The 26,306-nt window shown below is 61.5% G+C and carries 24 protein-coding genes and 2 pseudogenes; 12 read left to right on the top strand and 14 right to left on the bottom strand.

All coding sequences use genetic code 11. The annotated features are described in order from the left end of the window. Window positions 1–4: 4 nt before the first annotated feature. The gene (locus ACMDCM_RS07190; protein WP_412772929.1) at window positions 5–352 is read right to left on the bottom strand and encodes a DUF6481 family protein; all 348 of its coding nucleotides are present in this window, start codon (window positions 350–352) and stop codon (window positions 5–7) included. 248 nt (window positions 353–600) lie between these two features. On the opposite strand from ACMDCM_RS07190, the pseudogene ndk reads away from it, so the two are divergent. The 3 genes and pseudogenes from ndk to ACMDCM_RS07175 all read left to right on the top strand — a co-directional run bounded on the left by ndk (window position 601) and on the right by ACMDCM_RS07175 (window position 2,426). Continuing rightward, window positions 601–1,001: pseudogene (gene ndk / locus ACMDCM_RS07185) on the top strand (nucleoside-diphosphate kinase). A gap of 21 nt (window positions 1,002–1,022) precedes the next feature. Then, complete coding sequence (locus tag ACMDCM_RS07180; RefSeq protein WP_412772928.1) at window positions 1,023–1,853, top strand: TerC family protein; 831 nt, start codon at window positions 1,023–1,025, stop codon at window positions 1,851–1,853. A 369-nt stretch (window positions 1,854–2,222) separates the two neighbouring features. Continuing rightward, the gene (locus ACMDCM_RS07175) at window positions 2,223–2,426 is read left to right on the top strand and encodes a cold-shock protein (RefSeq protein WP_412772927.1); all 204 of its coding nucleotides are present in this window, start codon (window positions 2,223–2,225) and stop codon (window positions 2,424–2,426) included. A gap of 91 nt (window positions 2,427–2,517) precedes the next feature. On the opposite strand, the gene purN is transcribed toward ACMDCM_RS07175, so the two are convergent. Both purN and purM read right to left on the bottom strand, forming a co-directional pair. Next, window positions 2,518–3,171, bottom strand: a complete 654-nt coding sequence (purN, locus tag ACMDCM_RS07170; protein ID WP_412772926.1) for a phosphoribosylglycinamide formyltransferase — start codon at window positions 3,169–3,171, stop codon at window positions 2,518–2,520. A gap of 35 nt (window positions 3,172–3,206) precedes the next feature. Beyond that, entirely contained in the window at window positions 3,207–4,349 is a 1,143-nt protein-coding gene (gene purM / locus ACMDCM_RS07165; RefSeq protein WP_412772925.1) for a phosphoribosylformylglycinamidine cyclo-ligase, read from the bottom strand. Between the two features lie 364 nt (window positions 4,350–4,713). On the opposite strand from purM, the gene ACMDCM_RS07160 reads away from it, so the two are divergent. From ACMDCM_RS07160 to petA, 5 genes are all read left to right on the top strand, one after another. Next, on the top strand, window positions 4,714–5,256 hold the full coding sequence (locus ACMDCM_RS07160; protein WP_412772924.1) for a CDP-alcohol phosphatidyltransferase family protein: 543 nt from the start codon (window positions 4,714–4,716) through the stop codon (window positions 5,254–5,256). Window positions 5,257–5,304: 48 nt separating this feature from the next. Beyond that, window positions 5,305–5,985, top strand: coding sequence for an HdaA/DnaA family protein (locus ACMDCM_RS07155; RefSeq protein ID WP_412772923.1), 681 nt, complete (start codon window positions 5,305–5,307; stop codon window positions 5,983–5,985). Window positions 5,986–6,144: 159 nt separating this feature from the next. Then, entirely contained in the window at window positions 6,145–8,346 is a 2,202-nt protein-coding gene (locus tag ACMDCM_RS07150; RefSeq protein WP_412772922.1) for an RNA degradosome polyphosphate kinase, read from the top strand. Window positions 8,347–8,353: 7 nt separating this feature from the next. Further along, a complete protein-coding gene (ppx, locus tag ACMDCM_RS07145) occupies window positions 8,354–9,859 on the top strand; it encodes an exopolyphosphatase (RefSeq protein ID WP_412772921.1) in 1,506 nt (501 codons plus the stop codon). 168 nt (window positions 9,860–10,027) lie between these two features. Next, window positions 10,028–10,690: a ubiquinol-cytochrome c reductase iron-sulfur subunit gene (gene petA / locus ACMDCM_RS07140; RefSeq protein ID WP_412772920.1), complete on the top strand. Its 663-nt coding sequence runs from the start codon at window positions 10,028–10,030 to the stop codon at window positions 10,688–10,690. A 153-nt stretch (window positions 10,691–10,843) separates the two neighbouring features. Here the strand turns inward: petA and rnd are convergent, their stop codons facing one another. After that, window positions 10,844–11,992: a ribonuclease D gene (gene rnd, locus ACMDCM_RS07135; RefSeq protein ID WP_412774690.1), complete on the bottom strand. Its 1,149-nt coding sequence runs from the start codon at window positions 11,990–11,992 to the stop codon at window positions 10,844–10,846. Window positions 11,993–12,208: 216 nt separating this feature from the next. Between rnd and aspS the strand changes: the two genes are divergently transcribed. The 3 genes from aspS (at window position 12,209) to ACMDCM_RS07120 (ending at window position 16,857) form a co-directional block, all read left to right on the top strand. Further along, window positions 12,209–13,981 carry an aspartate--tRNA ligase gene (gene aspS, locus ACMDCM_RS07130; RefSeq protein ID WP_412772919.1) on the top strand — a complete coding sequence of 591 codons (1,773 nt, stop codon included), beginning with the start codon at window positions 12,209–12,211 and terminating at the stop codon, window positions 13,979–13,981. Between the two features lie 27 nt (window positions 13,982–14,008). After that, a complete protein-coding gene (locus tag ACMDCM_RS07125; RefSeq protein ID WP_412774689.1) occupies window positions 14,009–16,306 on the top strand; it encodes an NADP-dependent malic enzyme in 2,298 nt (765 codons plus the stop codon). A 104-nt stretch (window positions 16,307–16,410) separates the two neighbouring features. After that, window positions 16,411–16,857 carry a DoxX family protein gene (locus ACMDCM_RS07120; protein ID WP_412772918.1) on the top strand — a complete coding sequence of 149 codons (447 nt, stop codon included), beginning with the start codon at window positions 16,411–16,413 and terminating at the stop codon, window positions 16,855–16,857. A 110-nt stretch (window positions 16,858–16,967) separates the two neighbouring features. On the opposite strand, the pseudogene ACMDCM_RS07115 reads toward ACMDCM_RS07120, so the two are convergent. The 4 genes and pseudogenes from ACMDCM_RS07115 to ACMDCM_RS07100 form a co-directional block, all read right to left on the bottom strand. Beyond that, window positions 16,968–17,720 (bottom strand): annotated as a pseudogene (locus ACMDCM_RS07115) (IS5 family transposase). A gap of 172 nt (window positions 17,721–17,892) precedes the next feature. After that, window positions 17,893–18,444 carry a dihydrofolate reductase gene (locus ACMDCM_RS07110; protein ID WP_412772917.1) on the bottom strand — a complete coding sequence of 184 codons (552 nt, stop codon included), beginning with the start codon at window positions 18,442–18,444 and terminating at the stop codon, window positions 17,893–17,895. 23 nt (window positions 18,445–18,467) lie between these two features. Next, window positions 18,468–19,403, bottom strand: a complete 936-nt coding sequence (locus ACMDCM_RS07105; protein ID WP_412772916.1) for a polysaccharide deacetylase family protein — start codon at window positions 19,401–19,403, stop codon at window positions 18,468–18,470. A gap of 314 nt (window positions 19,404–19,717) precedes the next feature. After that, a complete protein-coding gene (locus tag ACMDCM_RS07100) occupies window positions 19,718–21,160 on the bottom strand; it encodes a L,D-transpeptidase (RefSeq protein WP_412772915.1) in 1,443 nt (480 codons plus the stop codon). 202 nt (window positions 21,161–21,362) lie between these two features. Between ACMDCM_RS07100 and ACMDCM_RS07095 the strand changes: the two genes are divergently transcribed. Further along, window positions 21,363–21,923: a CreA family protein gene (locus tag ACMDCM_RS07095; protein ID WP_412772914.1), complete on the top strand. Its 561-nt coding sequence runs from the start codon at window positions 21,363–21,365 to the stop codon at window positions 21,921–21,923. Between the two features lie 43 nt (window positions 21,924–21,966). Here the strand turns inward: ACMDCM_RS07095 and ACMDCM_RS07090 are convergent, their stop codons facing one another. The 6 genes from ACMDCM_RS07090 to yghU all read right to left on the bottom strand — a co-directional run bounded on the left by ACMDCM_RS07090 (window position 21,967) and on the right by yghU (window position 26,193). After that, complete coding sequence (locus ACMDCM_RS07090) at window positions 21,967–22,212, bottom strand: DUF6719 family protein (protein WP_412772913.1); 246 nt, start codon at window positions 22,210–22,212, stop codon at window positions 21,967–21,969. A 212-nt stretch (window positions 22,213–22,424) separates the two neighbouring features. Next, window positions 22,425–22,724, bottom strand: coding sequence for a hypothetical protein (locus ACMDCM_RS07085; protein ID WP_412772912.1), 300 nt, complete (start codon window positions 22,722–22,724; stop codon window positions 22,425–22,427). A 370-nt stretch (window positions 22,725–23,094) separates the two neighbouring features. Further along, window positions 23,095–23,823: a DUF2161 domain-containing phosphodiesterase gene (locus ACMDCM_RS07080; protein ID WP_412772911.1), complete on the bottom strand. Its 729-nt coding sequence runs from the start codon at window positions 23,821–23,823 to the stop codon at window positions 23,095–23,097. A 35-nt stretch (window positions 23,824–23,858) separates the two neighbouring features. Continuing rightward, window positions 23,859–24,401: a bifunctional 3-hydroxydecanoyl-ACP dehydratase/trans-2-decenoyl-ACP isomerase gene (fabA, locus tag ACMDCM_RS07075; RefSeq protein ID WP_412772910.1), complete on the bottom strand. Its 543-nt coding sequence runs from the start codon at window positions 24,399–24,401 to the stop codon at window positions 23,859–23,861. Window positions 24,402–24,593: 192 nt separating this feature from the next. Further along, entirely contained in the window at window positions 24,594–25,274 is a 681-nt protein-coding gene (fabG, locus tag ACMDCM_RS07070; protein WP_412772909.1) for a 3-oxoacyl-ACP reductase FabG, read from the bottom strand. A 46-nt stretch (window positions 25,275–25,320) separates the two neighbouring features. Then, a complete protein-coding gene (yghU, locus tag ACMDCM_RS07065; RefSeq protein ID WP_412772908.1) occupies window positions 25,321–26,193 on the bottom strand; it encodes a glutathione-dependent disulfide-bond oxidoreductase in 873 nt (290 codons plus the stop codon). Between the last annotated feature and the right edge of the window lie 113 nt (window positions 26,194–26,306).

Genomic DNA, 26,306 nt, shown 5'->3' with positions numbered 1-26,306 from the left:
CGGGTTACTTCTTCCGCTTCTTTCTGGCGGCATAGCGGGCATCGCGCGCCGCCTTGCGTTCGCTTTCGAAAGTGGCCTTGGCGGCCGTCGCTTCTTCTTTCTCCAGAGCGAGCTGCGCGGCGGCGGCTGCAGCGGCCTCCGCCTCGTGGGCCTTTCGCGCAGCCTTCTCGGCTTCGCGGGCCTGCCGCGCCGTCTCGCGGGCCGCCGCATGGGCCTCGCGCTCGGCCTGTCTTTGCTTCACGACGGGGTCGTCAGGACCGGGCTGCGCGCGAAACTTGTCGAGAATATTTTTCCGGGCCTCAAGCGCCGCCTTTTGGCGGTCAGCAAAGCCGGGCTCCTTGAATCCACTCATCTGTCGAGCCAGTTCGTTCATACTAATAGCTGGTGTGGGGGCGCTTATAGCAGCTTCGCCATCGCATGCGCTGGGAAAAACGCGTTACCTACCGAAATCGCCAGATTTTCAATGGCGCGCGATCCCCTGTGCGGGCTGTTTCTCTGCGTTGCCAGCCTGGCGTTGGCGTGCCGAGCGCGCTTGCCGTCAATGAGGCGCGCCGATATAAGCGCCGCAATTCCCACGGCCGCTCAATCAAGGATCTCGACATGGCGACTGAACGCACCTTTTCCATTCTCAAGCCGGCGGTGCGATCAACGCCCTGATCGAAAAGGCAGGCCTGCGGATCGTGGCCCAGAAGCGCATCCGCATGACCCGCGAGCAGGCCGAAACGTTCTATGCCGTGCACAAGGCGCGCCCCTTTTTCGGAGAGTTGGTCGATTTCATGATTTCCGCTCCCGTCGTCGTGCAGGTGCTGGAAGGGGACAACGCCGTCCTCAAGTATCGCGAGATCATGGGTGCGACCGATCCGTCCAAGGCCGCCGACGGCACGATCCGCAAGCTCCATGCGAAGTCGGTCGGCGAAAATTCCGTTCACGGATCGGACGCAACCGATACCGCTGCGGTCGAAATCGCCCAGTTTTTCTCAAGTAACGAGATCGTCGGCTAGACAGTGAGGTAAAGGACGCCATTGGATTCACTGCTGCACATCTTCGATCTGGCGACGATCACATCGGTCTTCGCCGAATTTCGAAGCGAGTCGCATCATTCGGCGTTCTGGCTTGCCGTCGGCAAGATCATCTGGATCAACGTGCTGTTGTCCGGCGACAACGCGCTGGTCATTGCGCTGGCCTGTCGCGGGCTGGCGCCGCCGCAGCGGCTTTGGGGCATGGTCCTCGGAGCCGCCGCCGCGGTCGTTCTCCGCATTGTCTTTACGGGGATTGTCGCAACCCTGATGGAATTGCCCTACCTCAAGCTGGCGGGGGGCATCGCGCTGCTCGTGATTGCCGCCAAGTTGCTGGTGCCGGAGAAGGAGGACGAGGAGGGGGTTGCCGCGGCCCGGCATCTGTGGGCCGCCGTTCAGGTCGTGGTCGTCGCGGACATCGTGATGAGTCTCGACAATGTGATCGCGGTCGCGGCGGCCGCGAATGGCAGTTTGCCGCTGTTGATCATCGGACTGGCCATCAGCGTGCCGCTGATCGTGGCCGGCGCCGCGCTGATCATGCTGTTGCTCAATCGCCTGCCTTTTCTGGTGTGGGCCGGAGCGGCCTTGCTGGGTTGGATCGCGGGGGATGTCATCGCGACCGATCCGGCGGTCGCGCCGCGACTGCACGCGCTGTTCGACGCTGGCGCCGGTGCGTTTCTGGATACGATGCTGGCGCGGTTCGGCCTTGCGCCGCAATTTGCCGTTCACGGCGGGACCGGAGAGGAAATTGTTTGTGCCGTACTGGGAGCGATCATCGTGCTGATCGCCGGCTCGCTCTGGCGCAGGCGGATGCAGGTCTCCGCCGAGCGTTTCTAGAACGGGCTTGATCCGTCGCGCCGCGTTTTTCACCGCAGTATCAAACATGTGGATAGCCGGGACATCGCCCGCAAAGCAAGGCCGGTGCCCCCGCCGCGTCGGTCCGCAATGACCCGTTGAAACGACGTATCATTAGCCGGGTGTGTCGTCCCGCCGGCGTTTGGAAACCACGGCCTCGGCCAGTTTCACGATCGCTGGTCGTGGCTTGCTAAGAGGTAATTTTCGTGTTGCAATCCTGGTGCAATCGGATCTTGGTCCGTTCGTCTGTGCGTTTCGCGAATTCGAAGGTTCAGCAGAGATCAGGAGGGGGCCGTTTGTGGCGTGGTGCGCGGCCGCGTCTTTTTTATACCCAGACAGGGGAGGCGGACGATGCAGAAGGGCACCGTCAAATGGTTCAATCCGACCAAGGGGTACGGGTTCATCAAGCCGACGACCGGCGACAAGGACGTCTTCGTTCACATCTCAGCCGTGGAGCGGGCTGGCCTCAGCACCCTCAATGAGGATCAGGTGATCGAATTCGATCTGGTCGAAAATCGCGGCAAGACCTCGGCTGAAAATCTGAAGGTCTCATAACTCCATTATGTTTCCGGCGATTGGCGCAAGCCGCTGCGGCGTGCCTCCAATTCGCGACCCGGGGACTTGTCCTTTTCCGGTCCGGACCCGGTCATATCACCGAGGGTGAGATCAGGCTGTCGTCCGGACTGGCGTTTGCCGACGTCTTGCAGATGTCGCCGTCCAGTCGCGTGCCGCCGCTCGCGACAAGCCGCAGCGCATCCGGGTAGATGCGGTGCTCGATCTCCAGCACGCGCGCGGCCAGCGTCTCCGCCGTGTCGTCGTCGCGTATCGCGACCGCGCCCTGGATGATAATGGGACCGGCATCGGTCTCCGGAATGACGAAGTGGACAGTCGCGCCGGAAATCTTCACGCCGGCCCGCAACGCCTGGCCGTGAGGATCGAGGCCGCGAAACGACGGAAGCAGCGACGGATGGATGTTGAGCATTCGTCCCTGCCAACGCTGGACGAAATCGGCGGTGAACAGCCGCATGAAACCGCCGAGACAGATGAGATCGATGCGGTTGTCGTCCAGCGCCGATTGCAGTTTGGCTTCGAACGCCGCGCGGTCCTGGCCGAACGGTTTGCTCTCGATGACGAGGGTTGGAATGCCGGCCGCCTGCGCTCTGGCGAGGCCCTCCGCTGCGGCCTTATTGGAAATAACGACGGCGATTTCAGCCGGGAAGTCCTTGGCTTTTGCGGCCTCCACCAGCGCGGTCATGTTCGACCCGCGCCCGGAAATCAGGATTGCGACGCGGCGTTTCATGAGTGTTCACGTTAACGCTTCAACGCACACAGTTTCTATTCGAATGACAGATTCCCGGTAAGACGCACAGCATCTTCGACCTTAGGCCAATGCCCAGAAGGCTCGCCATGGTTTTCTATCTTTCCAATAACGAAAGCTTCTTCTTTGGAAGCTTTAAGGAGTTCTAGTATTTGTTTCGCCTTCTCTCTTGCAACTACCGCCACCATTCCAATTCCGCAATTAAAGGCGCGCAATAACTCTTTCTCATCTTCGTAGGAATCAGAATAGTTCGCTTGATCACGTAGCCAGCGAAACACCGTTGGTACTTGCCAAGTGCCCAACTCAATATGAGCTCGGACTCCATTAGCCGAAGGACTCGGAAGGATGCGATGAAGCTTTCCAAGAGCACCGCTTCCCGTAATGTGTGCAAAGGCTTTGATGCCGTCGGTACTTTTGAGAACCTGCAGAACGGGTTTCACATATATCCGGGTCGGCTCAAGTAATGCGTCCCCCAGGGTCTTGCTTGGTTCGAAAGGAGCAGAATCGGACCATTTGAGGCCAGATCGCTCAACGAGTTTACGCACAAGCGAATAGCCGTTGGAATGTACGCCAGAAGATGAAATGCCGATGAGAATATCCCCATCGCAAATATCCTGACGGCGAGGGAGCTCTTGTCCGCGCTCAACAGCACCTACAGTAAAACCCGCGAGGTCAAAATCGCCATCCGCGTAAAAGCCAGGCATTTCCGCAGTCTCTCCACCGACCAAAGCTACCCCTGCTTGACGGCATCCTTCCGCGATTCCTTTTAAAACTCGTTCTCCAAGTCTATTATTGAGTTTACCAAGAGCAAAATAGTTTAGAAAAAAAAGTGGTTCGGCACCGTGCACCAGCACATCGTTAACGCACATTGCAACTAAGTCGATTCCAATCGTATCGACTTGATCGGTTTCGATAGCAATTCGAAGTTTGGTGCCCACCCCGTCGGTCGAAGAAACCAGAATTGGATCGCGGAAGCCGGCACGCTTCAGATCAAAAAGGGCGCCAAATCCGCCGATCCCTTCCATTGGACCTGATCGCTCGGCAATTGTCGCGTCCGCGATTGGACCAATTGTTCTAATAAAATCATCCGCTAATCTAATATCGACCCCAGCATCGCGATAGGTCGTTCGAGCAGACGACTTTTTTTTGAGCGCGACCATTATTCGTGTTCCAGCGAGAATCGGTTTGCCAATCGGAGCAGCTCTGCAAATGCCCGACAAGCGGCGCCACATGTCATCAACAGCGAACTTCGCACATAAGATGCGAGCTACACTGCGGGAGAAAGTACAAAGCTAACTCACCTAGTAACCTGTGAAATGCAGACTTGGCAAGACCTTAGCCCATCAATTCCCGTCGATTGAGCCTATCCTAAATCCGATCATGGGCCCTTTCCGACAAAATAGGCAGCTCGCTCGCAAAGTCTCCTCAGCATATACTATGTAGACAGGAGGCTGTTCCGGGCTGCGGAAGCCTCGAATTCCGCATTGGTTATGCGGAAACGGGCCGGAGGGCGGGAAACGTCGCGTGAGTATTCCGAACATTATTACACTCGGTCGCATTCTGCTGGTGCCGATCATTATCTGGGCTATCGCCTCCAATCAGATGGAAATCGCTTTTGCAATCTTCGTGGTCGCCGGTGTCAGCGATGCGGTGGACGGATTTCTCGCCAAGCGCTTCAACATGGCGAGCGAACTGGGCGCGCTTCTGGATCCCCTGGCCGACAAGGCGCTGCTGGTCTCGATCTTCGTGGCGCTCGGCATCTGGGGCGCCGTCCCCCGCTGGCTGGTTATCCTGGTGGTTTCGCGCGATATCATGATCGTCGGCGCCGTGATCGTGTCGTGGCTGTTCAACAAGCCGATACCCATGAAGCCGCTGATGGTCTCCAAGCTCAACACGGGAGCGCAGGTTGCGTTTGCGGCGCTGGTGCTGGCGGCTCTGGGCTTCGGGTTCAATACCTCTCCCTACGAGGCAATTCTGATGGCCGGTATTGCGGTCCTGACCCTGGTTTCAGTGTCCCTTTATCTCGTGGAGTGGGTGCGCCACATGAGCACCATCGAGCAGAAATGAAGGTCGCTCGATGGTGCGCGCGAGTTGGATCTGGCATGGAGTAGATGCGTGGCAGGCCGCCCCGGACCCCGTCAGCTCGCATTCGCGTTGCCGCACGCGGAAAGCCTTTCGCGGGACGATTTTCTTGAAGGCTCGGCGAATGCGGCGGCGCTGGCGCTGATCGAAAGCTGGCCGGAGTGGCCAAACCGGATCATGCTGCTTGCCGGCCCCGAAGGTTGCGGCAAGAGTCATCTCGCGGCGATCTGGGCGGAGCAGGCGGGCGCGCGCGTGGTCGGCGCGCACGCCGTGAGCGCGACGGCGGTGCCCGCGGCGCTGGCGACCGGCGCGCTGGTCGTCGAGGACCTCAACCCGCGGGCCTTCGATGAACTTGCGCTGTTTCATTTGATGAATCTTGCCCGTGAGGACGACGCCTTCGTCCTGCTTACCGCGCGGGCGCCTCCCGTTGCCATCGAGATCGGGTTGCGCGATCTGCGGTCGCGGCTTCGCGCCGTGCCTGTGGTCACGCTGATGCCGCCCGACGATCACTTGCTCCGGGCGCTGGTCGTCAAGCTCTGCACGGACCGCCAGATGAGCATTGACGAGACCGTCGTCAACTTTATCGCAACGCGAATAGAGAGATCATTCGCTGCGGTTCGGCGGATCGTCGAACAACTCGATGCGGAATCGCTGCGGCAGGGCCGGCCGGTGACGCGCGCGCTCGCCGCCGAATTGCTGCGCGATCGAAACTGAAAACCGGACGATTTCCGCCGCGCCCGTCCCCTTCGGCCGATCTTGACGCGCCGGCGTTCCGGAACGTCAATGTCATTGAAACGTCATCGAGCTGACCCATGGTTCGCTGCTGTTTGCGCGGCTTGCCGGCGGCTCGACGAGATATGGACCAATAAATCTATGGATTCCGTTCAAGCGATTGTTATTGAAGGTAAAAAACAAGAACCGGAGCCGGACTCCGCGATCCGGACCAGCCCGGAACGATTCATCAACCGCGAGCTGTCCTGGCTGCATTTCAATCGCCGGGTGCTTGAGGAGTCGGTCAACCCCGGCCATCCCGCGCTCGAGCGCGTCCGCTTCCTGTCGATTTCCGCCAATAACCTTGACGAGTTCTTTATGGTCCGCGTCGCTGGCATCAAGGCGCAGGTGCGGGAAGGGATCACGGAGCGCAGTCCGGACGGCCTGACGCCGTCGGAGCAGCTCGTTCTTATCAACGAGACCGTCTCAAATCTTGCGAGCGATCAACAGGCGATCTGGCGTGATCTGCGCAACGTGCTGACCGAGGTTGGCATTGTCCTGATCGACGGCAAGGACGTCACCAAGGCCGAACGCACGTGGATCGCGGATCACTTTCTCCACAATATCTTTCCCTTGCTGACGCCGCTCGCCATCGATCCGGCGCACCCGTTTCCGTTCATTCCGAGTCTCGGCTTCACCATCGCGCTGCAACTCGCGCGCGCGTCCGACGGCAAGTCGATGAATGCGCTGATCCGCATGCCCGGCAAGATCGACCGTTTCCTGCGGCTGCCGCCGGCGGCCAAGGACGACCCCGTCAGGCTGATCACGCTCGAAGGCGCCACCAGCCTGTTCATCAACCGGCTGTTCCCAGGCTACACGGTCAAGGGGCAGGGCGCGTTCCGCATCATCCGGGACTCCGAGCTGGAAATCGAGGAAGAGGCGGAGGATCTGGTTCGCCTGTTCGAAACCGCATTGAAGCGCCGCCGGCGCGGCTCCGTCATCCGCCTTGAAATCGAAGCCGCGATGCCGGCAGAACTGCGCGCATTTGTACAGCGAGCGCTGTCGGCAACCGACGACGAAGTGTTGCTGGTGGACGGCGTCCTGGCCATGAACGAGCTGTCGCAACTGACGCGGCTCGACCGGCCCGATCTTGAATTCGTGCCCTACGTGCCGCGCCATCCCGAGCGCGTGCGCGATCACGGCGGCGACGTGTTCGCCGCGATCCGGCAGAAGGACCTGATCGTTCATCATCCCTATGAATCGTTCGACGTCGTGGTGCAGTTCCTGCAGCAGGCCGCGCGAGATCCCGACGTCGTCGCGATCAAGCAGACGCTCTACCGCACCTCCAACAACTCGCCGATTGTGCGGGCGCTGGCGGAAGCCGCGGAGGCGGGCAAGTCGGTCACGGCGCTTGTCGAACTCAAGGCGCGGTTCGACGAGGAGGCCAACATCCGGTGGGCGCGCGATCTCGAGCGCGCCGGCGTGCAGGTGGTTTACGGCTTCCTCGAGTTGAAGACGCACGCCAAGCTGTCGCTGGTCGTGCGCCGGGAAGGCGGCAGCCTCGCGACTTACGTCCACACCGGCACCGGCAACTATCACCCGGTGACCGCGCGCATCTATACCGACCTGTCGTATTTTACATCGGATCCGATCATCGGCCGCGATGCCGCGCGCGTGTTCAATTACATCACCGGCTACGCGGAGCCGAGCGACATCGAGAAGATGGCGGTGTCGCCGCTGACCCTGCGCAACCGGATCCTCGATCACATACGCGGCGAAACCAATTTCGCGCGCCACGGCAAGCCGGCGGCGATCTGGATGAAGATGAATGCGCTGGTCGATCCCGACATCATCGATGCGCTGTATGAGGCATCGCAGGCCGGCGTTCCGGTCGAGCTGATCGTGCGCGGCATTTGCTGCCTGCGGCCCGGAGTTCCCGGATTGTCGGAGACCATTCGCGTCAAGTCCGTGATCGGGCGCTTTCTGGAACACGGCCGGATTTACTGCTTCGGCATGGGGCAACCCATGCCGGGCCCGAAAGCGGCTGTGTATATCTCGTCCGCCGACATGATGCCGCGCAACCTCGACCGGCGCGTCGAAATTCTGTGCCCGTTGCAAAATGCGACGGTGCATCAGCAGGTTCTCGAGCAGATCATGGTTGCGAACCTGAAGGATACCGAACAGAGCTGGCGGTTGTTGCCGGATGGATCGTCAACGCGTATGAAGGCCGCGAAGGGTGAGGAGCCTTTCAACCTGCACAACTATTTCATGACGAACCCGAGTCTGTCCGGCCGTGGAAAGTCGCTCAAGGAATCCTCGCCGCGCCGCCTCACGCGTCGCGCAGAGCGGCAGCCGCCTCCGTAGCGGGCCTGTGCGGAAGCCTCGGCGCAAACCGGACTCCAGCGTCGCCGTTATCGATATCGGCTCCAACTCGGTCCGCCTCGTCGTTTACGAAGCGTTGGAGCGCAGCCTCGTCTCGATCTTCAACGAGAAGGCGTTGTGCGGGCTCGGCCGCGAGGTGCAATCCACCGGCCTGCTCGCGCCCGATGCGATCAAGAAGGCGCTGACATCGCTGCGGCGCTTTCACGCGCTATGCAAGGTGATGAAGGTCGGTCGCGTTTACGCCATCGCTACCGCCGCCTGCCGCGACGCCACGAACGGCGCGGATTTCATCGCCAGGGCGGAACGCGTCTGCCGCGTGCCGGTCGAAGTCCTGTCGGGATCGCGGGAGGCGCGTCTGGCGGCGCAGGGCGTCGTCTCCAGCGTTCACAAGCCGAACGGAATCGTCGGGGATCTCGGCGGTGGCTCGCTTGAGCTGACCGGCGTGCGCGGCCACCGCGTTCGGCGCGGAGTGACGCTGCCGCTCGGCAGTCTCGCGTTGCAGGACGCATCGAAGACCTCGCTGAAGCGCGCGGAGCGGATTGTAAAAGACGCACTGTCGGATGCCGCGCCGCTCAAGGCCGGCCGGGGCCGGACCTTCTATGCCGTCGGCGGGACGTGGCGGGCGCTGGCGCGGATTCATATCATCCAGAGCGGCTACCCGCTCCGCGTCATGCACGGCTATTCCATTCCCGCCGCCGACGCGCTTGATTTCGTCAGGCGGCTTCGCCGTCTGGCGGCGTCTCATATGCTGGCGGATATCGAGGCGGTCGCGGATGCGCGGCAGCCGCTGCTGACTTATGCCGCTCTCGTAATGGAATATGTCATCCGGATCGCGAAGCCGAAGACCATCATGTTTTCGACCTATGGCGTCCGCGAGGGTCTGCTTTATTCGATGCTGCCTGCCGGAGAGCGGTCCAGGGATGGATTGATTTGCGCGGCGCAAACGCTGAACGGCCTGTTGTCGCGTTCAGCGCGTCACGCGCAAGAGTTGATCGGATGGACCGATCGGTTGATCCGGATCGCGAAACTGCACGAAACCGAAGAGGATCGGCGACTGCGTCACGCCGCCTGCCTGCTCTCGGACATCGGCTGGCGCATCCATCCGGACTATCGCGGCGAGCAGACGCTCAACCTGATCATGAACGGCAATTTCGGCGACGTCGACCATCAGGGGCGGACGTTCATCGCGCTTGCGGTGTTTTATCGATATGTCGGACTGAATGAGATCAATGAACCGTCCGCTGTGGTGCGCGAATTGGTAACGCCGGCCATGAACGAGAGAGCGCGCATTCTCGGCGCAGCCTTTCGCGTCGCTCATCTGATTTCGGCGGCCAGGCCCGGTGTATTATCCGCGACCCATTTCAGGATCAGCGGTCGCAAGCTGAAGCTGGTGTTCGAGCATCGTCTGGTCGATCTCGTCGCGGATCGCGTCGGCGGCCGCTTCAAGCAACTGGCGCGCCTTGTCGGCCGCTCCGGTTCGATCGTGCTGCGCTGACGATCCGCAAGCGGCCGTCCGGTCTCACCATTGTGAATTGTGCCGGCGGTTCGGAACCGCCTCACGCGGGTTATCCCAATGCCCGCGCCTATTTCAGGAAAGCGGGGGCCGGCGAGCGACCGTTCGATTTTGTCCGACAGGAGCGCCGGTCTGCTTGCGGAGCAATCCATGACCGATATTCCGTCCAAGGCTCCGATAACTGACCCGATGTCTTCCGGCGCACGGACGCGGCGTGATTTCCTTTACATTGCCACGGCGGCCATGGGCACTGTCGGAGTCGCGGCTTCAATCGTTCCCATGATTGCGCAACTCGAGCCCGACAAGGCAACCCTGGCGGCGGGCGGTCCGGTGGAACTCGATCTGACCCAGGTTCAGGCGGGACAGCAGGTGGTGGTTCACTGGCGCGGTCATCCGATCTTCGTCGTCAACCGGCCGGCCGCGGCGCTCAAGATGCTCCAGAATCCGAAGCTGGTTGAGCGGTTGTCCGATCCCCAATCCAAAGAGTTTCAGCAGCCGCAATACGCACAAAACTGGCACCGTTCAGCCAAGCCGGAATACGGCGTATTTGTCGGTATCTGCACTCATCTGGGGTGCATCCCGCTCTATTATCCGAATCCGAGCGCGTCGGCGCCGGTCTCGGATTGGCTCGGTGGCTACTTCTGCCCCTGTCATGGTTCGAAATACGATCTTGCGGGGCGCGTCTTCAGCGGCGTGCCGGCGCCGTATAATCTGCCGGTGCCGCCCTATCGTTTTGTGAATGATCACAAGATCCGGATTGGCGAGAATCCGCCCGACTCGCATTTCAGCTTCGAGAGCATCCGGCAAATCTAGGGTCCTTTCGCTTCTGATGGAATCAGAAGCGGACTCTAAAGTTTTGATTTAAAGCGTTTTCTTCACGCCGACATCCGTCCTCGGGTCAAGTCCGAAGACATTCCTCGCTCGAAAACGCTATAGCCGAGGAGAAGCGACCCGAGAGAAGCGACCTCAGTCCCGCTCCACGCGCACCACGCGGCCCTTCTCGATCGCCAACGCCAGCCTGCCATGCTTCAGCGCGAGCGCCGCCTCGCCGAACAGTTCGCGCCGCCAGCCGCGCAGCGCGCCGACATCGGCTGCGTCGTCGGCCACGATCTGTTCGAGATCGTCGACCGTTGCGATGACCTTGCTGGCGACGGCATGGCGTTCGGACGTCATGCGCAGGAGCACCTTGAGAAGTTCGACGGTGGCGGCTCCGTTCGAGTTGTTCCGGGGCTTCTCGATCTTCGGCAGGGAGTGCGGATCCCGGGCAAGTCCGCGCTGGACGGCCGCGACGATGTCGGCGCCCCATTGCGATTTTTCAAAACCCTTCGGCAGCGAGCGCAGCGCCGCCAGCCGCTCCGGGCTGGTGGGCGCATGGGTCGCGATATCGCCGACCGCGTCGTCCTTGAGCACCCGGGACCGAGGGACGTCGCGCTTCTGGGCTTCCTGTTCGCGCCAGGCCGCGACTTCCATGAGCACGGCGAGGTCCTTCGGTTTGCGAACCCGTGTCTTCAATCGCTCCCATGCGCGTTCGGGGTGGAAGTCATAGGTTTTCGGCGAGGTCAGCACGTCCATCTCCTCGCTGACCCAATCGCTGCGGTCGCGTTTCTTGAGGTCGGCGTCGAGGTCGGCGAAGACGTCCCGCAGATGGGTGACATCCGCCACCGCGTATTCGAGCTGCTCCTCTGTGAGCGGGCGGCGCGACCAGTCGGTGAAACGGTGGGTTTTGTCCGGCCGATAGCCGGTGATGCGTTCCACCAGGACGTCGTAGGCGATCGAATCGCCGTAGCCGAGCACCATGGCGGCCACTTGCGTGTCGAAGATCGGGTAGGGGATGATGCCGGCCTGATGCCAGACGATCTCGATGTCCTGGCGGGCGGCGTGAAAGACCTTCAACACGCGCTCGTTCGACATCAGCTCGAAAAAAGGCTTCAGGTCGATCCCTTCGGCAAGGGCATCCACGACGACGGCCTCGTCGCGGCTCGCCATCTGGACCACGCAGAGCAGCGGATAGTAGGTGGTTTCGCGAAGGAATTCCGTATCGACGGTGATGGTGGGGTGCCTGGCCAAGCGGGCGCAGACGGAGGTCAGCTCATCGGTGGTCGTGATCAGGTCCATGAGCGCTCCATAGTCCGTCTTTTCGCCCTTGTCTGCCCGCATTCGGCGCGCGGCGCGCTCCTTTCCCGGACCTTTCCGGTCAAGGATGGCATCCCTGACAGTCATTGCAAGCTCCGTCATTCGGTTGCCGCGCTCTTCGCGCTCGGGTAAACCCTGACGCTCGCCGCCCTGGATCCCGCTCTGATTCCGCCTCTGACGCATTCTTTCAGGATTTCCATGCATCGCTATCGGTCCCATACCTGCGGCGCGCTCCGCGACAGCCACATCGACCAGACGGTCCGCCTGTCCGGCTGGTGCCATGTCATTCGCGACCATGGCGGGGTGCTTTTCATCGACCTGCGCGATCATTACGGCCTGACGCAATGCGTGGTCGACCCCGATTCGGCAGCCTTCAAGATCGCGGAAACGCTGCACGCCGAATGGGTCGTGCGCATCGAGGGCAAGGTCCGACGCCGTCCGGGCGGGACCGAGAACGCGGAATTGAAGACCGGGGATATCGAAGTCTATGCCAGCGACATCGAGGTGCTCGGCCCCGCCGGCACGCTGCCGCTGCCGGTCGCCGGCGAGCAGGAATATCCAGAAGATATAAGGCTTAAGTACCGTTTCCTCGACCTGCGTCGCGACAAGCTGCACCAGAACATCATGACCCGCGGCGCTATCGTCGATTCGATGCGCAGGCGCATGAAGGAGCAGGGCTTTTTCGAATTCCAGACCCCGATCCTGACGGCGTCCTCGCCGGAAGGCGCGCGCGACTTCCTGGTGCCGAGCCGCATTCATCCCGGCAGGTTCTACGCGCTGCCGCAGGCGCCGCAGCAGTACAAGCAGCTCCTGATGATGTCCGGCTTCGACCGTTACTTCCAGATCGCGCCTTGTTTCCGCGACGAGGACCCGCGCGCCGACCGCCTGCCGGGGGAATTCTACCAGCTCGACCTGGAGATGAGTTTTGTCGAACAAGACGATGTTTTCGCTGCGGTTGAGCCTGTCATTACCGGCGTGTTCGAGGAGTTCGCCGCGGGCAAGCCGGTGACCAGGACCTGGCCGCGGATTCCGTTCGCGGAGGCGATCCGCAAATACGGCAGCGACAAGCCGGACCTGCGCAATCCCTTGATAATGCAGGACGTGTCGGAGCACTTCCGGGGCTCCGGCTTCAAGGTGTTCGCGCGGATGCTGGAGGAGCCGAAGAATCAGGTCTGGGCGATCCCCGGTCCGGGCGGCGGCAGCCGCGCATTCTGCGACCGCATGAATTCATGGGCGCAGGGCGAGGGCCAGCCCGGCCTCGGTTACATCATGTGGCGCGAGGGAGGCGAGGGCGCGGGCCCGCTCGCCAACAACATCGGGCCGGAGCGTACGGCCGCGATTCGCGAGCAACTGGGGCTGAAGGCGGGTGACGCCGCGTTCTTTGTCGCCGGCGATCCGGCGAAGTTCTGGAAGTTCGCGGGCCTCGCCCGCACCAAGCTCGGCGAGGAATTGAACCTGATCGACGGCGACAGGTTCGAGCTTGCCTGGATCGTCGACTTTCCGATGTACGAATACAACGAGGACGACAAGAAGATCGACTTCTCCCATAACCCGTTCTCGATGCCTCAAGGCGGGCTCGATGCGCTGAACACCCGAGACCCGCTGACGATCAACGCTTTCCAGTACGACATCACCTGCAATGGCTACGAGATCGCTTCCGGCGGCATTCGCAATCACAGGCCGGAAGCGATGGTGAAGGCGTTCGAGATCGCGGGCTACGGCGAAGCCGAGGTGGTCGAGCGGTTCGGCGGCATGTACCGGGCGTTCCAGTACGGCGCCCCCCCGCATGGCGGCATGGCGGCGGGCGTCGATCGCATCGTGATGCTGCTCTGTGGCACCACCAATTTGCGCGAAATCTCGCTGTTTCCGATGAACCAGCGCGCCGAAGACCTGTTGATGGGCGCACCGTCCGAAGTCACGCCGAAGCAGTTGCGGGAGCTTCACATCCGGCTCAATCTGCCGCAAAAATAGAGGGCCGAACAAACTGCGGAGACGTCTATCGTGTCGTATTCCGAGGATCTTCGCTCCGCCGCGCTGTCCTTCCACCGCTCGCCGCGCCCCGGCAAGCTTGAAATACAGGCCACAAAGCCGCTCGCCAACCAGCGCGACCTCGCGCTCGCCTATTCGCCCGGCGTAGCCGCGGCCTGCGAGGAGATCGTCGCCGATCCGGCGGAAGCCGCGACGCTGACCGGCCGCGCCAACCTGGTCGCGGTGGTGTCGAACGGCACCGCCGTGCTCGGCCTCGGCAATATCGGCCCGCTCGCCGCCAAGCCGGTCATGGAAGGCAAGGCGGTCCTGTTCAAGAAGTTTGCCGGCATCGACGTGTTCGATATCGAAATCGCAGCCGATACCATCGAGCGCGTGGTCGAGACGGTCGCGGCGCTCGAGCCGACCTTCGGCGGGATCAATCTCGAGGACATCAAGGGTCCGGAATGCTTCGAGATCGAGGAGCAGCTCAAGGCCCGGATGAAAATCCCGGTGTTCCATGACGACCAGCACGGCACCGCCATCATCGTCGCAGCCGCCATCACCAATGGGCTGCTCCTGAACGGCAAGACGCTTGCGGATATCAAGATCGTCGCCTCCGGCGCGGGGGCGGCCGCCATCGCCTGCCTCGATCTCCTGGTATCGATGGGCGCGCAGCGCAAGAACATCTGGGTCTGCGATATCGACGGCCTCGTCTATCAGGGCCGCGAACGGATGGACCGATGGAAGGCGGCCTATGCGCAGAACACCGGCAAGCGCACGCTCGCCGATGTGATCGCGGGCGCGGACGTGTTTCTCGGCGTTTCGGCTGGCGGCGTGCTGAAGCCCGAGATGGTCGCGCAGATGGCGGACAAGCCGTTGGTGATGGCGCTCGCCAATCCCACTCCGGAAATCATGCCGGACGAAGCGCGCAAGGTGCGGCCCGACGCCATGATCTGCACCGGCCGTTCCGACTTTCCCAATCAGGTGAACAACGTCCTGTGTTTTCCCTTCATCTTCCGCGGCGCCCTCGACGTCGGCGCGACCGCGATCAACGAGGACATGAAGCGCGCCGCCGCCGATGCCATCGCGCGGCTTGCGCGCGAACCGCCGTCGGACGCGGCGGTCAGGTTTGACGGAGAGACCGAAGGGTTTGGACCGGGTTCGCTGATTCCAAGTCCGTTCGATCCGCGGTTGATCCTGCGCATCGCGCCTGCGGTTGCGAAAGCCGCCATGGCGTCCGGCGTCGCGACGCGACCGATCGCGAATTTCGACGAATACCAGGGACGGCTCGAACGCTTTGCGTTCCGTTCCGGCCTCGTCATGAAGCCGGTGTTCACCAAGGCGAAAACCCGGCCGGTTCGGGTGATTTACGCCGAAGGTGAGGACATGCGAGTGCTGCGGGCAACCCAGCAGGTGCTCGAGGAGCAGCTTGCGCGTCCGATTCTGGTCGGTCGCCCGGCTGTCGTGGAAACGCGGATAAAACGTCTTCGTCTCGCGATCAGGGCCGGCACGGATTTCGAACTCATCAATCCCGAGGACGATCCTCGTTACCGTTCATATGTGCAGTCCTATATCGACGTCGCCGGCCGTCACGGCGCGACACCCGATGTCGCGCGGACCACGATCCGCACCAATGCGACGGTCATTGCCGCGCTCGCGGTGGTGCGTGGCGAAGCCGACGCCATGCTGTGCGGTGTCGAAGGCAGCTACATGCGACACCTCCGGCACATCCGCGAGATCATCGGTTATATGCCCGGCACCGGCGACTTCGCCGCGCTGTCGCTAATGATCACGAGCAAGGGCGCGTATTTCATAGCCGACACGCAGGTGCGCCCCAATCCGTCCGCCGAAGAACTCGCGGACATCGCCGCTCAGGCAGCGATGCATGTGCAACGCTTCAACATCAAGCCGAAGGTCGCGTTCGTATCGCATTCGGATTTCGGCAGCTACGATACCGAATCCGCGCGCAAGATGCGTCGGGCGGCCGATCTGTTCGCTGAACGTCATCCCGGGATCGAATCCGATGGCGAAATGCAGGGCGACACCGCCTTGTCGGAGTCGGCTCGACAACTGATTCTGCCGCATTCGCGGCTGACGGGTGTCGCCAACGTCCTGATGCTGTCCAATCTCGATGCGGCGAACGCCGCCTACCAGATGATCAAGGTGCTTGGCGGCGGACTCCAGGTCGGTCCCATTCTGATCGGTCCCGCGCGGCCGGCGCACATTCTGACTCCGTCGGTGACGGCGCGCGGAATACTCAACATGACGGCCGTGGCGGTGGTCGAGGCGCAGGAACGCGCGAGTCGACAACCGACCTTGTTCGGCTGAAATATGACGAGCGGCCCTTTTTTCCGCCTTTCAAAACACTGTGCGAGGCGTCCATACTCGAACCCTTGAGGGACGATTCACGTCTGCCTAATTGGGGGCCGATCATGCCAGCGTTCATCACTGTGGGACGGGTCTTGTTTTCGGTGTTGTTCATCGTGTCAGGCGCGTTCAAGCTGTTCGACATCGCGGGGACGGCGGAAGGGATTGCGGCCAAGGTTGTTATCCCGTCCGCGCTGATGGGCTTCACGACCCAACTTGAGGGCCTCACCGGCATGCCGACCTCTCACATGCTGGCCATCGCGGTAGGCGCGACCGAGCTTGTCTGCGGCGTGTTTATCGCGCTCAACCTCGGAGCGCGTTTCTTTTCACTGGTGCTGGCGGTATTCATCGTCGCGGCGACGTTCTACTACCACGACTCCTGGAACCAGACCGGACCCGAAGCCAGGAACAACATGATCCAAGCGTTGAAGAACCTGTCGCTGATCGGGGCGTTGTTCATCATTGCGGGAATCGGCCGCCCGCGAACCTCGGAGACGGTCGGCGAAACCTAGAGCATGATCCCGAAAAGTGGAAACCGGTTTTCGGAAAAGATCATGCTCAAACAAAAAGATAAGCGACGAGTCTGATTCAACGCAGTTGAAACAGACTCTAGGCTCCAGACTCAATTGGTCCACCAAGTTATGACAGCGGCGATATTGATGGCCGCTTCGAAGTTGCGCGCCAGCTTGTCGTAGCGGGTGGCGATGCGGCGCCAATCCTTGAGCCTGCAAAACATGCGCTCGATCCGGTTGCGCAGCTTATAGGCTTCGGCGTCGAAGGGATGGGTTCGCTTTCGCGTTGGATTGTTCGGGATGACCGGGAGGGTCCCGCGTTGACGCAGAAAAAGCCGAAAGCCGTCGCTGTCGTAGGCGGCATCGGCGGCGCATAAGCGTGCCGCTGGCAAACCGGAGAGAAGAGGCAGAGCGACGCGAAGATCCGCGTTGTCCGGGTGTTATCTCGATGGCGAGCGGTCGGCCCTGGCCGTCGACGACGGCGTGGATTTTGGTCGTGCGCCCCCCGCGCGAGCGACCAATCGCCTGTTCCTCCGCCCCCCTTTTCCGCCCGCTGCCGAGCGATGCGCCTTTGCTGTCGTGCTGTCGATCATGTGCACGTCGTTGGGGTTTGTTGTTGCCAAGGCGCGAAACAACTTCTGCCACAGGCCGCGCGCCGACCATCGATGAAAGCGATTGTAGATCGTCGTCGGCGGGCCGTAGCATGAGGGGCAATCCTGCCAGCGACAACCGATCCTCAACACATGCACGATCCCGCTGATCACGCGGCGATCATCGACCCGGCGCGCTCCCGGGCGGTTCTTCGGAAGCAACGGGTCGATCGCTGCCCATTGCGCATCGCTTAGCCAAAACTCATTCGCCATCGTCAAGCTCCGTGCAGAGCTTGAATCTGATTTGCTTCCTAACCTCAATACTCTGATCGGGTTTGGAGCCTAGAGCGTTTTCGAGCGAAGTGGCTACCGGTTCGCGTGAAGAAAACGCGTCAAATCAAAATCATAGAGCCCCGCTTCTGATTCCATCAGAAGCGGAAAGGCTCTAGCCTATGCGGCGCCATGCTGTGACGCGAACGTCGTTCGTCGCATCGAGGATTTTCACCTCGCGAGGCTGTAGCCCGTGCGCCGCCAGCACGGCTTGCGGAGAATCTTCGGGAACGCCCGGGAAACAGCCTTCGCCGCCAGGCAGCGTTACGTGCGGAGCTTCCGACAGCCAGAACGTGTCGTAACGATCGAGAAACATTTCGAAGACGCAAGGGCCGCCGATGATGGCGGCCGTTCCGTCGCGTACCTCCGCATGCACGCAGGCGTCGTCGAACGAAGCGCCGGCAGGGTTCCACAAGGTCGCCTTGGCATTGTCAGGATGCGCGGCAATACCCGTGACGCGATGAGTCAATATGATCCGCTTGCGGAGCGGCGAGTTGGGTTGATCCTCGAACGAGTTGCGGCCATGCACGACGACATCCGCGCGATCGAGCCCCGCGGTGAAGAACTCAAGGTCGCCTTTGAATTTCAGCGCTTCCGGCATCACGCGGTTCGCATCGGCGAGCATTCCGTCCGCCGACACGATGACGTAGCCTTCGATACGAAGCATTGTGCGTCCCGGATCGTTGCGCGCTATTCGGAGATCGTCTGGACGACGCTGTCGACCGGGCGCGTGCTCACCGTCGGCAGCTTGGTGTCCTTCTTCAGTTCCTCGTCGTATTGCGCCAGCGTCTCGACCGGCGCCTTGGCTTTCATCTGCACCACCTTGTAGCCGCCGGCTTTCAGCCTGCGCAGAATTTCCGGTAGAGCTTCGGCAGTATGCTTCTGGAAATCGTGCATCAGAATGATGCCCTTGCCGACCTTGTCGAGCTTCTTGAAGATGGTGTCGACCACCTGTTCGGGCCTGTGCGCCCTGAAGTCGAACGAGTCGACGTCGCACGAGAAGATCGCGATGTTGCGCTCGCCGAGGTAGGTGACCATCTCCGGCGGATGTTGCAGCGCCGGGAAGCGGAAGAACGGGGCAGGGGCCGCCTCGAGCGCCCATTTGACGGCGCTAAATCCTTTTTCGATCTCGTCCTTGCGCTGGGCCTCGGACAGCTTCTTGTTATTGAGATTGGCGTGCGACCAGGTGTGCCCGCCGATCGTGTGGCCGGCCGCGGCAACCTGCCGAAGGATCTCGGGGTGGTATGTCGCGTGCTTGCCGATCGAGAAGAAGATTCCGGTGGTGCATTGGTCCGCAAGCGCCTTGAGGACGGCGGGCGTATGTCCAGGCCAGGGACCGTCGTCGAATGTCAGCACCACTTCCTTGTCCCGCAGGAAATCGAGCTGCTTGAAATGCTCGAAGCCGAAGCCCGGGCCGCCGGTTGTGTCGACCTGAACCACCCGCGCAACGCCGAGCGCGTCGGGGTTGCCGTTGCAGGCGACCTTCGGTCCGCTCGCCGGCGCGGGACTTGGGACGGCGGCGGTGGGATGCGGCGCTCCTTTGGGAGCCGGTGTCTGCGACCAGGCGGCCGCAGTCGCGCACAGCGAAAACGCACCTGCAAATATCAGCCCCGTCGCGATGCGCATTTCAGTTGCTCCAGAGGTTGTCGCGCGTTGAATCGCCCACGCTTTGTCATGCTAGCGCAGTTGCGAATATCCCTTCCACGAAAATGGCATTTATCCCCAGTCGCTTAGCTGTTCCCATCGGTCGTGGCGGACGAGATCGGCCGAAGCCGCCCGTGTTATCCGAAACCGGTTTTCACCCCGGATCACGTCCGGAGCGGGCTTTTCCGGGATCATGCTCTATAGCGTTTTCAAAGTGGATACCGGTTCGCGTAAGGAAAACGCGTCAGCTCCAGAAACTGAAGTCCTTCACCGTTTCCCTGAAACGGTGAAGGACTCTAACGCAGTGTGACGATGAAGTCGGTGCCTTCGCCGGTTTCGCCGCCGCTGATGCCTTGATCAGAGATGATGATGGAGTCGCCTGCCGAGAGCGAGTCGGCGATTTTCGTCATGACGTCTTCGGGAAAGGAGATGCGGTCCAGCGCGTCGGCGGCGCTGTCCGGAACCGGAGCCGGCCCGGACGTTGCGTCGACACGGGCCGTTCGCTCGCGCCACGACCTTTGGCGGAGGTGAACCCGCTCTCTGTTATGCGCGATCGCCGGAAGCGATACGACCGACCAGCGGAAGTCATCCTTGCCGTTGGTGTCGGTTTCCGCCGTGAACACATGCGTTCCCAACGGCCGGTCGCTCGGGGTGATGGTGACAGGAGCATCGAACAGGGGCGCAAAATTCTGCCGCACGTAAATCTTGCCGTCCTTGCGGCTGATGAAGACCGCGATCCGGTCGCTGCGCTTGAGCGCAGGAATCGTCGGAGGTTCGGCTTGCACGGCGCCCGGCGGTTGAGGTTGATCCTGCGCTGCGGCTGGGACGTCGCCGACGGAACCGGCGTTTCGCTGTTCGTTTTCGGCAGTGGCCGTTTCCGCATCACTCTTGACCGCCGCCGCCGGGACGTCGGCATCCTTCGGGTTGCCTGTCTCGACCTTGATCGGCTCGGCCGCCGGCTTGGCGGTTGCAGTCTGATCGTCTGTCGCCGGCGCGGCGGGTGAAGCCGTGGCCGGCTCCGTCGCGCTGGTCGCATCAGCGGTTCGAACCCCAACCGCAACCGGAGCGCGTTCGGGCCGATGAGTCATCAGAACCGGATGCGAAAACTCCTTGGGGGTCACTTCGCCGGGCGTGATGATCACTCGCGCGCCTATTCTGGTCCAACCCCACATCTTCACCGCGAAGTTCATGGGCATTCGGATACATCCGTGCGACGCGGGATAACCCGGCAGCACGCCTGCGTGCATCGCAATGCCCGACCAGGTGATGCGTTGCATGTAGGGCATCGGCGCGTTGCTATAGATGTTCGAACGGTGCCACTTCTGCTTCTGAATAACGCTGAAAACGCCCATCGGAGTCGAGTGGCCGGGCATTCCCGTCGATACCGGCGTTTCGGCGAAAAGGCCGTTGGCGTCATAAATCTTCAGCGTTTGCCGCCGGATCGAAATGGCGATGATGATCGGGCCTTTCGGCTTGCGCGCGTCTTTCGCAGCCGCTCGTTTCTTCGCGAGGCGGTGATGCGTGGCTCGGTACGGCGGGGGTCTTGTGGCGAAAGGAGGTGGAACCTCTTCGATATAGACGTCGGGATAATCGTCCTGCCAGAAGATCTGGCTGTGCGCGGGTGATCCCAGTCCGATCAGGATTGCGGTCAGTCCGAGCCGCACCGGAACTGGCCGGAGCAGGAAAAGTTTACCTGTGAACCACCGCAAGGCCGGGAGGAAAAACCAATGCTCATTCACGCCTTCGTTCCTCGAATCCTGGTTCACACGTTAGTGCCCCGCGCGCGTGTCACGTTCACTGGCGCATTCGGCCTGCGGCCTCGCTTCCGTCAAAAATAGTGTGAATTTCTTCACAGGAGTCTAATTGTTACTGTTTCGGGCGGATCCGGACCCTTCCGCGAGAACCGATCCCACATGGTCGTGGCCAGCAACGGAGCGAATGATGACATTTCGAGGTCAGACGAATGACGACAAGGGACGAGCCGTCTGGACCTCCCGGGTCTTGGCCCTCGTAGCGGTTGCGGTGCTGGCCGGAACGCAAGCCTATGCGGCTGACGAACCCGACCTGATCTTTCGCCGCTCGACGAAATTCAATCTGCTGACCCCGAATGACAAGCTTGCGACCTATGGCGTCGACGATCCCGAGATCGAAGGCGTCGCTTGCCATTTCACCGTGCCGGAAAAAGGCGGCGTCAAGGGCTGGCTGGGACTGGCGGAGCAGGTATCGGATATTTCGTTGGCTTGCCGTCAGATCGGACCGATCCGTTTCAAGGGAAAGATGGAACAGGGGGAGGACATGTTCAAGCAGCGGCGCTCGCTGTTCTTCAAGAAGATGCAAATCGTGCGCGGCTGCGATACGAAACGAAACGTACTTGTCTACATGGTTTATTCCGACCGGCTGATCGAGGGCTCTCCAAAGAACTCGACATCCTCGGTGCCGATCATGCCATGGGGTGCCGCCGATACCGCCGTACAAAAATGCGCGGACTACTTTTCTAAATAGCTTGGCCGGAGGCTGCACATCAGGAGAGTGATTGCGGTTCCGTTCACCGGTTCGGACCCGTTCGTGGCACGCATTTGCGGGCGCGAACGACGCCGGTCGGACCAAGTTTCGCTCCCGAGATTTCCTTGATTTGGCCCGCTGGACAGGATCCGTCATCGACAAGGACGCGTTCGCCCAACCGCAGATTGACGATGTCGGTTTCTCGCGACACGTGTGAGGCGCTTGCCGGGGATGCCGCGACGATTAGCATGCCGATCGTCAAAACCAGCAAGCCGCCATTACCCGACATTTCCCGCCTCCCTGACTGCGCCGACACATGCCAATTCTATACATGCCAATTCTAGAGCCATTTCCGCCGCCGAATCCGAAATCATCGTGTTCTGAAACATGATTCCAAAGCCTGCCAGGGAAAGAACCGGTTTTCCGGATAACGTTCAAAATGATGAGTCAGGGGGTTGATTTAATGCCGTTGAAACGAACTCTGGATTTTAAGTCCCGACGTCAGACTCGTTTGTCATTACCGAATCTACGGACCACGCGGCGTTCGACGACAACCGAGCGCAACGCGCCTTGCTCGCCGGCAATCACGCGCGTTGTCGGCGATCGTGCAACGGTGCGGGCCGTCTTTTTGATCTCGGCGTGAACGATGTCGAGCGGCATTCCGATCAGCGATGCCGCGATCTCGGCCTGCGAGTCGAGATCGTCGGTGATCCCGGTGGCCGCGAAGATGGCTTCCTCCAACGTGGGAGGATCGCGGCGAACACGCCGGATTCCATATTTCGTTTGCCAGCCTTCGCTCATCATTTGCCTCAATGGATTTGCACGAACCCGGACCAGGGAAAACCATCGATGAAGCACATCAGCGCGTCGTGGTCGTTCAGATTCTGTTTCGCTCGTTTTTATTCCGCATCCAGCGGATTCGATTTGAAATCCGGGACAAGAATCGCACAGGCAAACGAAACGGCTTCAAATCCCGTCCTGATTAGGAGACTCGATACCGCATCGCAATACGCGATTTGACGTAGCAATACAGCTATGCATTTTGACGCGCCTGCTAACTCTTCGAACCGATTGAATCAGAATCATGGCCGCAGCAAATTGTCGCAGTCCATACCAACGGGTGCGAGAAACATCCGGCTGCGCCGCTGCGCACAAGCCCGGCTCGCCGGTCTTATCGATAATCTCCTGACGCAACGACAGTACCATTGCACGCCGCGCCTTCGCATGAGGCGATTGGCGTGGCTCCCGAAGAATGTTGCGGCCATCGCCGCAGCGCGTCCATGCCGCCGTCGGTGAGAGCATAGACCCCGCGCTCGATGCGGTCGAACCATCCATAGACGTTATGAAGAAGAATTTTCCCGGCATCGGGATTATCCGGCCTGAGATCCCTTACGCGCCGCGGGCCTGAAGCCATCGCGGCCGCACAGCTCAACGCCTGCTGGCGATAGGCGGTCATGATCGGCATCCGCGTGGACCCGCCGGCAACAGGATCACCCCTGCGGCGGCGGTGTTCTGTGACCAGGCGGGAGCGCTTTTTGGGATTGCGGCGGGGACTGACGGAGGAGGGCGCGACCAGCACTTCAACCTCGCCCCGGTCGCTCACGCCGAGCATCCCGAAGCCGAGACGCCGGCACAGGTTGCGATAGCGAGCGTCGCTTTCGCGGCCCTTGCCGCGCATCGACAACCTCGCGGCGAGCCAGACCTCGTCGCAGGCGCCGGCGCGTTCGACGCCTTGCAGGATCAATTCGAGATTGAAGCTGAGCTTCAACTCGCCGATCACCACGACGGGGGGATCGTCACCGCTGAGCGCAACCAGATCGCAGCCGCCGATTTCGCCCTTGACCGTGAAGCCGAGGCTTTCAAGATGACGCTTGACGGGAAGATAGAGAGCGGTTTCCACGACGGCGACCTCCGAACGACGACAGCCTGAGTTTATCAACCGGCCGCCTCAATCGGCGAGTCCGGAAGGTGCCTGAACAGGCCGAGCCGAAGGTCGCTGGCTCGATAGATCGCCACGCCGTCGGCGTAGACCGTGCCGTCGGCAATCGCCATCACAAGCTTGGAACGCATCACGCGTTTGATGTCGACGGTGTAAGCCACCTTGCGGGCGTGCGGCAGGATCTGCCCCGTGAACTTCAGTTCTCCGAGTCCGAGGGCGCGTGCCCGCACATGCTGGTCGCGTCCGAGCCAGACCAGATAAAATCCGACCATCTGCCAAAGGCCGTCGAGGCCAAGGCAGCCGGGCATCACCGGGTCGTTGTGGAAGTGGCATTGGAAGAACCAGAGGTCCGGCTTGATGTCGAGTTCCGTGCGTACCAGGCCGCGCCCGTACTTCCCGCCGCCTTCCGTAATCTCCGTGATACGATCAAACATCAGCATTGGCGGCAGCGGAAGCTTCGGCTCGCCGGGGCCGAACATTTCGCCCCGGCCACAAGCCAGCAAATCGTCGTATCCGTAGCTGGTGCGGCGTTGAAGCATGCGTCGCTGATCCTGCAGAACCTGAGGAAAGGAAACCGGCCCACGACAGGGTCGGGGCAAATTCCATGGTCACCAGCAAGAATAGTAAGGGAGGGCCGCTGTCCGGCTGATTGAAGGACAAGACAGTTAAGAACAAGTTACCCGGTTATCGCATTTTTGTTATATATGAAAATTTATAACGCGCAAGGAAGCTCAGATGCGTCCGCGCACGGGCAACAGGGCCCCGGTCACGGCGCTTGCCGCATCGCTTGCCAGAAACAGGATGACGTTTGCCAATTCATCCGCCGTCACCCAGGTCGAGAAGTCCGCTTTTGGCATGTCCCGGCGATTGGCCGGCGTATCGATAATCGTGGGCAGCACGGCATTGACGGTGACCTTGCCCTTCAGTTCGGCGGCGAGCGCTTCGGTCAGGCGATGCACGCCGGCTTTCGAGGCGGCATAGGCGCCCATGCCGGCGCCGGACTGCAGCGCCGCCATCGCGCCGACATTGACGATGCGCCCGGCGCCGGACGCAACCAGATACGGGATCGCGGCTCGCGAGGCGTTCAGCGCGGTGGTCACGTTGATCGCGTAAAGGCGCTGCCAGGTTTTCGGGTCGCCGTCGGCGACAGTTTCGAACGCGAACGCGCCGGCGATATTGACGAGCGCGTCGAGCCGGCCGAAATGCGCGGCAGCCGCGTCGATAGCCTTCAGGGCCTGCGCGGCGTCGGACAGATCGACGCCGCCGAGTTCGATCCGGTCGGCTGTGGTGTTTCCTTTTGCGTCGGCCTGGTCGATGCCGGCCACGCGCGCGCCGCGCGCGACGGCTGTCTCCGCGACGACCTTGCCCAGCGCGCCGGAGGCTCCGGTGATGACGATCACCTTTCCGTGCATGAAGAGGTCTCCAGGTTGAAGTGGCTGCGAATGTGATGGGCGGGCGTCAGGCTTGTTTCTCCAGCTTGTCCTGCGTCCGGGTTTCGAAATCGGAGGTATCGTGGCGTTCGCGGAGCTGGCTTGCGGGATCGCCGGAGGTGCGGTTGACGATGCGGCCGCGCTTCACCGCAGGCCGCGCGGCGATCTGCGCGGTCCAGCGTTGCACGTTCCTGTAGCTCTGGACGTCGAGGAAGGTGGCGCTGTCGCCGTAGAGCCTGCCCTCGGCCAGGCCGCCGTACCATGGCCATACCGCGATGTCCGCGATCGTGTATTCCTTGCCGGCCAGATATTCGTTGTCCTTGAGCCGGCGGTCCAGCACGTCCATCTGCCGCTTCGTCTCCATCGCGAAGCGGTTGATGGCGTATTCGATCTTCTCCGGCGCATAGTGGTAGAAATGCCCGAAGCCGCCGCCGAGATAGGGCGCGCTGCCCATTTGCCAGAACAGCCAGGACAGGCATTCCGCGCGCGCCGCCGTTGCCTTGGGAATGAACTCGCGGAACTTCTCCGCAAGATGCAGGAGGATCGCGCCGGACTCGAACACGCGGAACGGCACGGGTCTCGAGCGGTCGATCAGCGCCGGTATCTTCGAATTCGGATTGACCTCGACAAAACCCGAGCCGAACTGTTCGCCGTCGATCTGGATCAGCCACGCGTCATATTCCGCGCCGGTGTGGCCGCGCGCGAGCAGCTCCTCGAACATGATCGTGACCTTCTGGCCGTTCGGCGTTCCCCGCGAATAAAGCTGAAACGGGTGTTTGCCGACGGGCAGCACCTTTTCGTGGGTCGCGCCGGCGGTCGGCCGGTTGACCGAGGCGAACCTGCCGCCGTTCTCCTTGTCGAAGGTCCAGACTTTGGGCGGCGTGTAGGGGGCGTCGGTCATCAAGGAGGGCTCCGGAAAGGCGGGATATCGCAATGAGAACGGCAGGATACCACAACTAGTTAGGGCCGAACGTGAGAGGCCGCAAGCCGCTGCGTGCAAACCCGCGGCGACAA

The sequence above is a fragment of the Nitrobacter sp. genome, from assembly GCF_047149785.1.
Classification (GTDB): Bacteria; Pseudomonadota; Alphaproteobacteria; order Rhizobiales; family Xanthobacteraceae; genus Nitrobacter.
The sequence above is the reverse complement of the archived record's forward strand: the minus strand, read 5'-3'. Positions and strand labels throughout refer to the sequence as shown.

Excerpts from the sequence above, each read along its gene's own strand:
- ACMDCM_RS07190 (WP_412772929.1), bottom strand. The coding sequence starts at position 352 with ATGAGTGGATTCAAGGAGCCCGGCTTTGCTGACCGCCAAAAGGCGGCG.
- ACMDCM_RS07175 (WP_412772927.1), top strand. The coding sequence starts at position 2,223 with ATGCAGAAGGGCACCGTCAAATGGTTCAATCCGACCAAGGGGTACGGG.
- purN (WP_412772926.1), bottom strand. The coding sequence starts at position 3,171 with ATGAAACGCCGCGTCGCAATCCTGATTTCCGGGCGCGGGTCGAACATG.
- purM (WP_412772925.1), bottom strand. The coding sequence starts at position 4,349 with ATGGTCGCGCTCAAAAAAAAGTCGTCTGCTCGAACGACCTATCGCGAT.
- ACMDCM_RS07150 (WP_412772922.1), top strand. The coding sequence starts at position 6,145 with ATGGATTCCGTTCAAGCGATTGTTATTGAAGGTAAAAAACAAGAACCG.
- petA (WP_412772920.1), top strand. The coding sequence starts at position 10,028 with ATGACCGATATTCCGTCCAAGGCTCCGATAACTGACCCGATGTCTTCC.
- rnd (WP_412774690.1), bottom strand. The coding sequence starts at position 11,992 with ATGGACCTGATCACGACCACCGATGAGCTGACCTCCGTCTGCGCCCGC.
- aspS (WP_412772919.1), top strand. The coding sequence starts at position 12,209 with ATGCATCGCTATCGGTCCCATACCTGCGGCGCGCTCCGCGACAGCCAC.
- ACMDCM_RS07120 (WP_412772918.1), top strand. The coding sequence starts at position 16,411 with ATGCCAGCGTTCATCACTGTGGGACGGGTCTTGTTTTCGGTGTTGTTC.
- ACMDCM_RS07110 (WP_412772917.1), bottom strand. The coding sequence starts at position 18,444 with ATGCTTCGTATCGAAGGCTACGTCATCGTGTCGGCGGACGGAATGCTC.
- ACMDCM_RS07105 (WP_412772916.1), bottom strand. The coding sequence starts at position 19,403 with ATGCGCATCGCGACGGGGCTGATATTTGCAGGTGCGTTTTCGCTGTGC.
- ACMDCM_RS07095 (WP_412772914.1), top strand. The coding sequence starts at position 21,363 with ATGACATTTCGAGGTCAGACGAATGACGACAAGGGACGAGCCGTCTGG.
- ACMDCM_RS07090 (WP_412772913.1), bottom strand. The coding sequence starts at position 22,212 with ATGTCGGGTAATGGCGGCTTGCTGGTTTTGACGATCGGCATGCTAATC.
- ACMDCM_RS07085 (WP_412772912.1), bottom strand. The coding sequence starts at position 22,724 with ATGAGCGAAGGCTGGCAAACGAAATATGGAATCCGGCGTGTTCGCCGC.
- fabA (WP_412772910.1), bottom strand. The coding sequence starts at position 24,401 with ATGCTTCAACGCCGCACCAGCTACGGATACGACGATTTGCTGGCTTGT.
- fabG (WP_412772909.1), bottom strand. The coding sequence starts at position 25,274 with ATGCACGGAAAGGTGATCGTCATCACCGGAGCCTCCGGCGCGCTGGGC.
- yghU (WP_412772908.1), bottom strand. The coding sequence starts at position 26,193 with ATGACCGACGCCCCCTACACGCCGCCCAAAGTCTGGACCTTCGACAAG.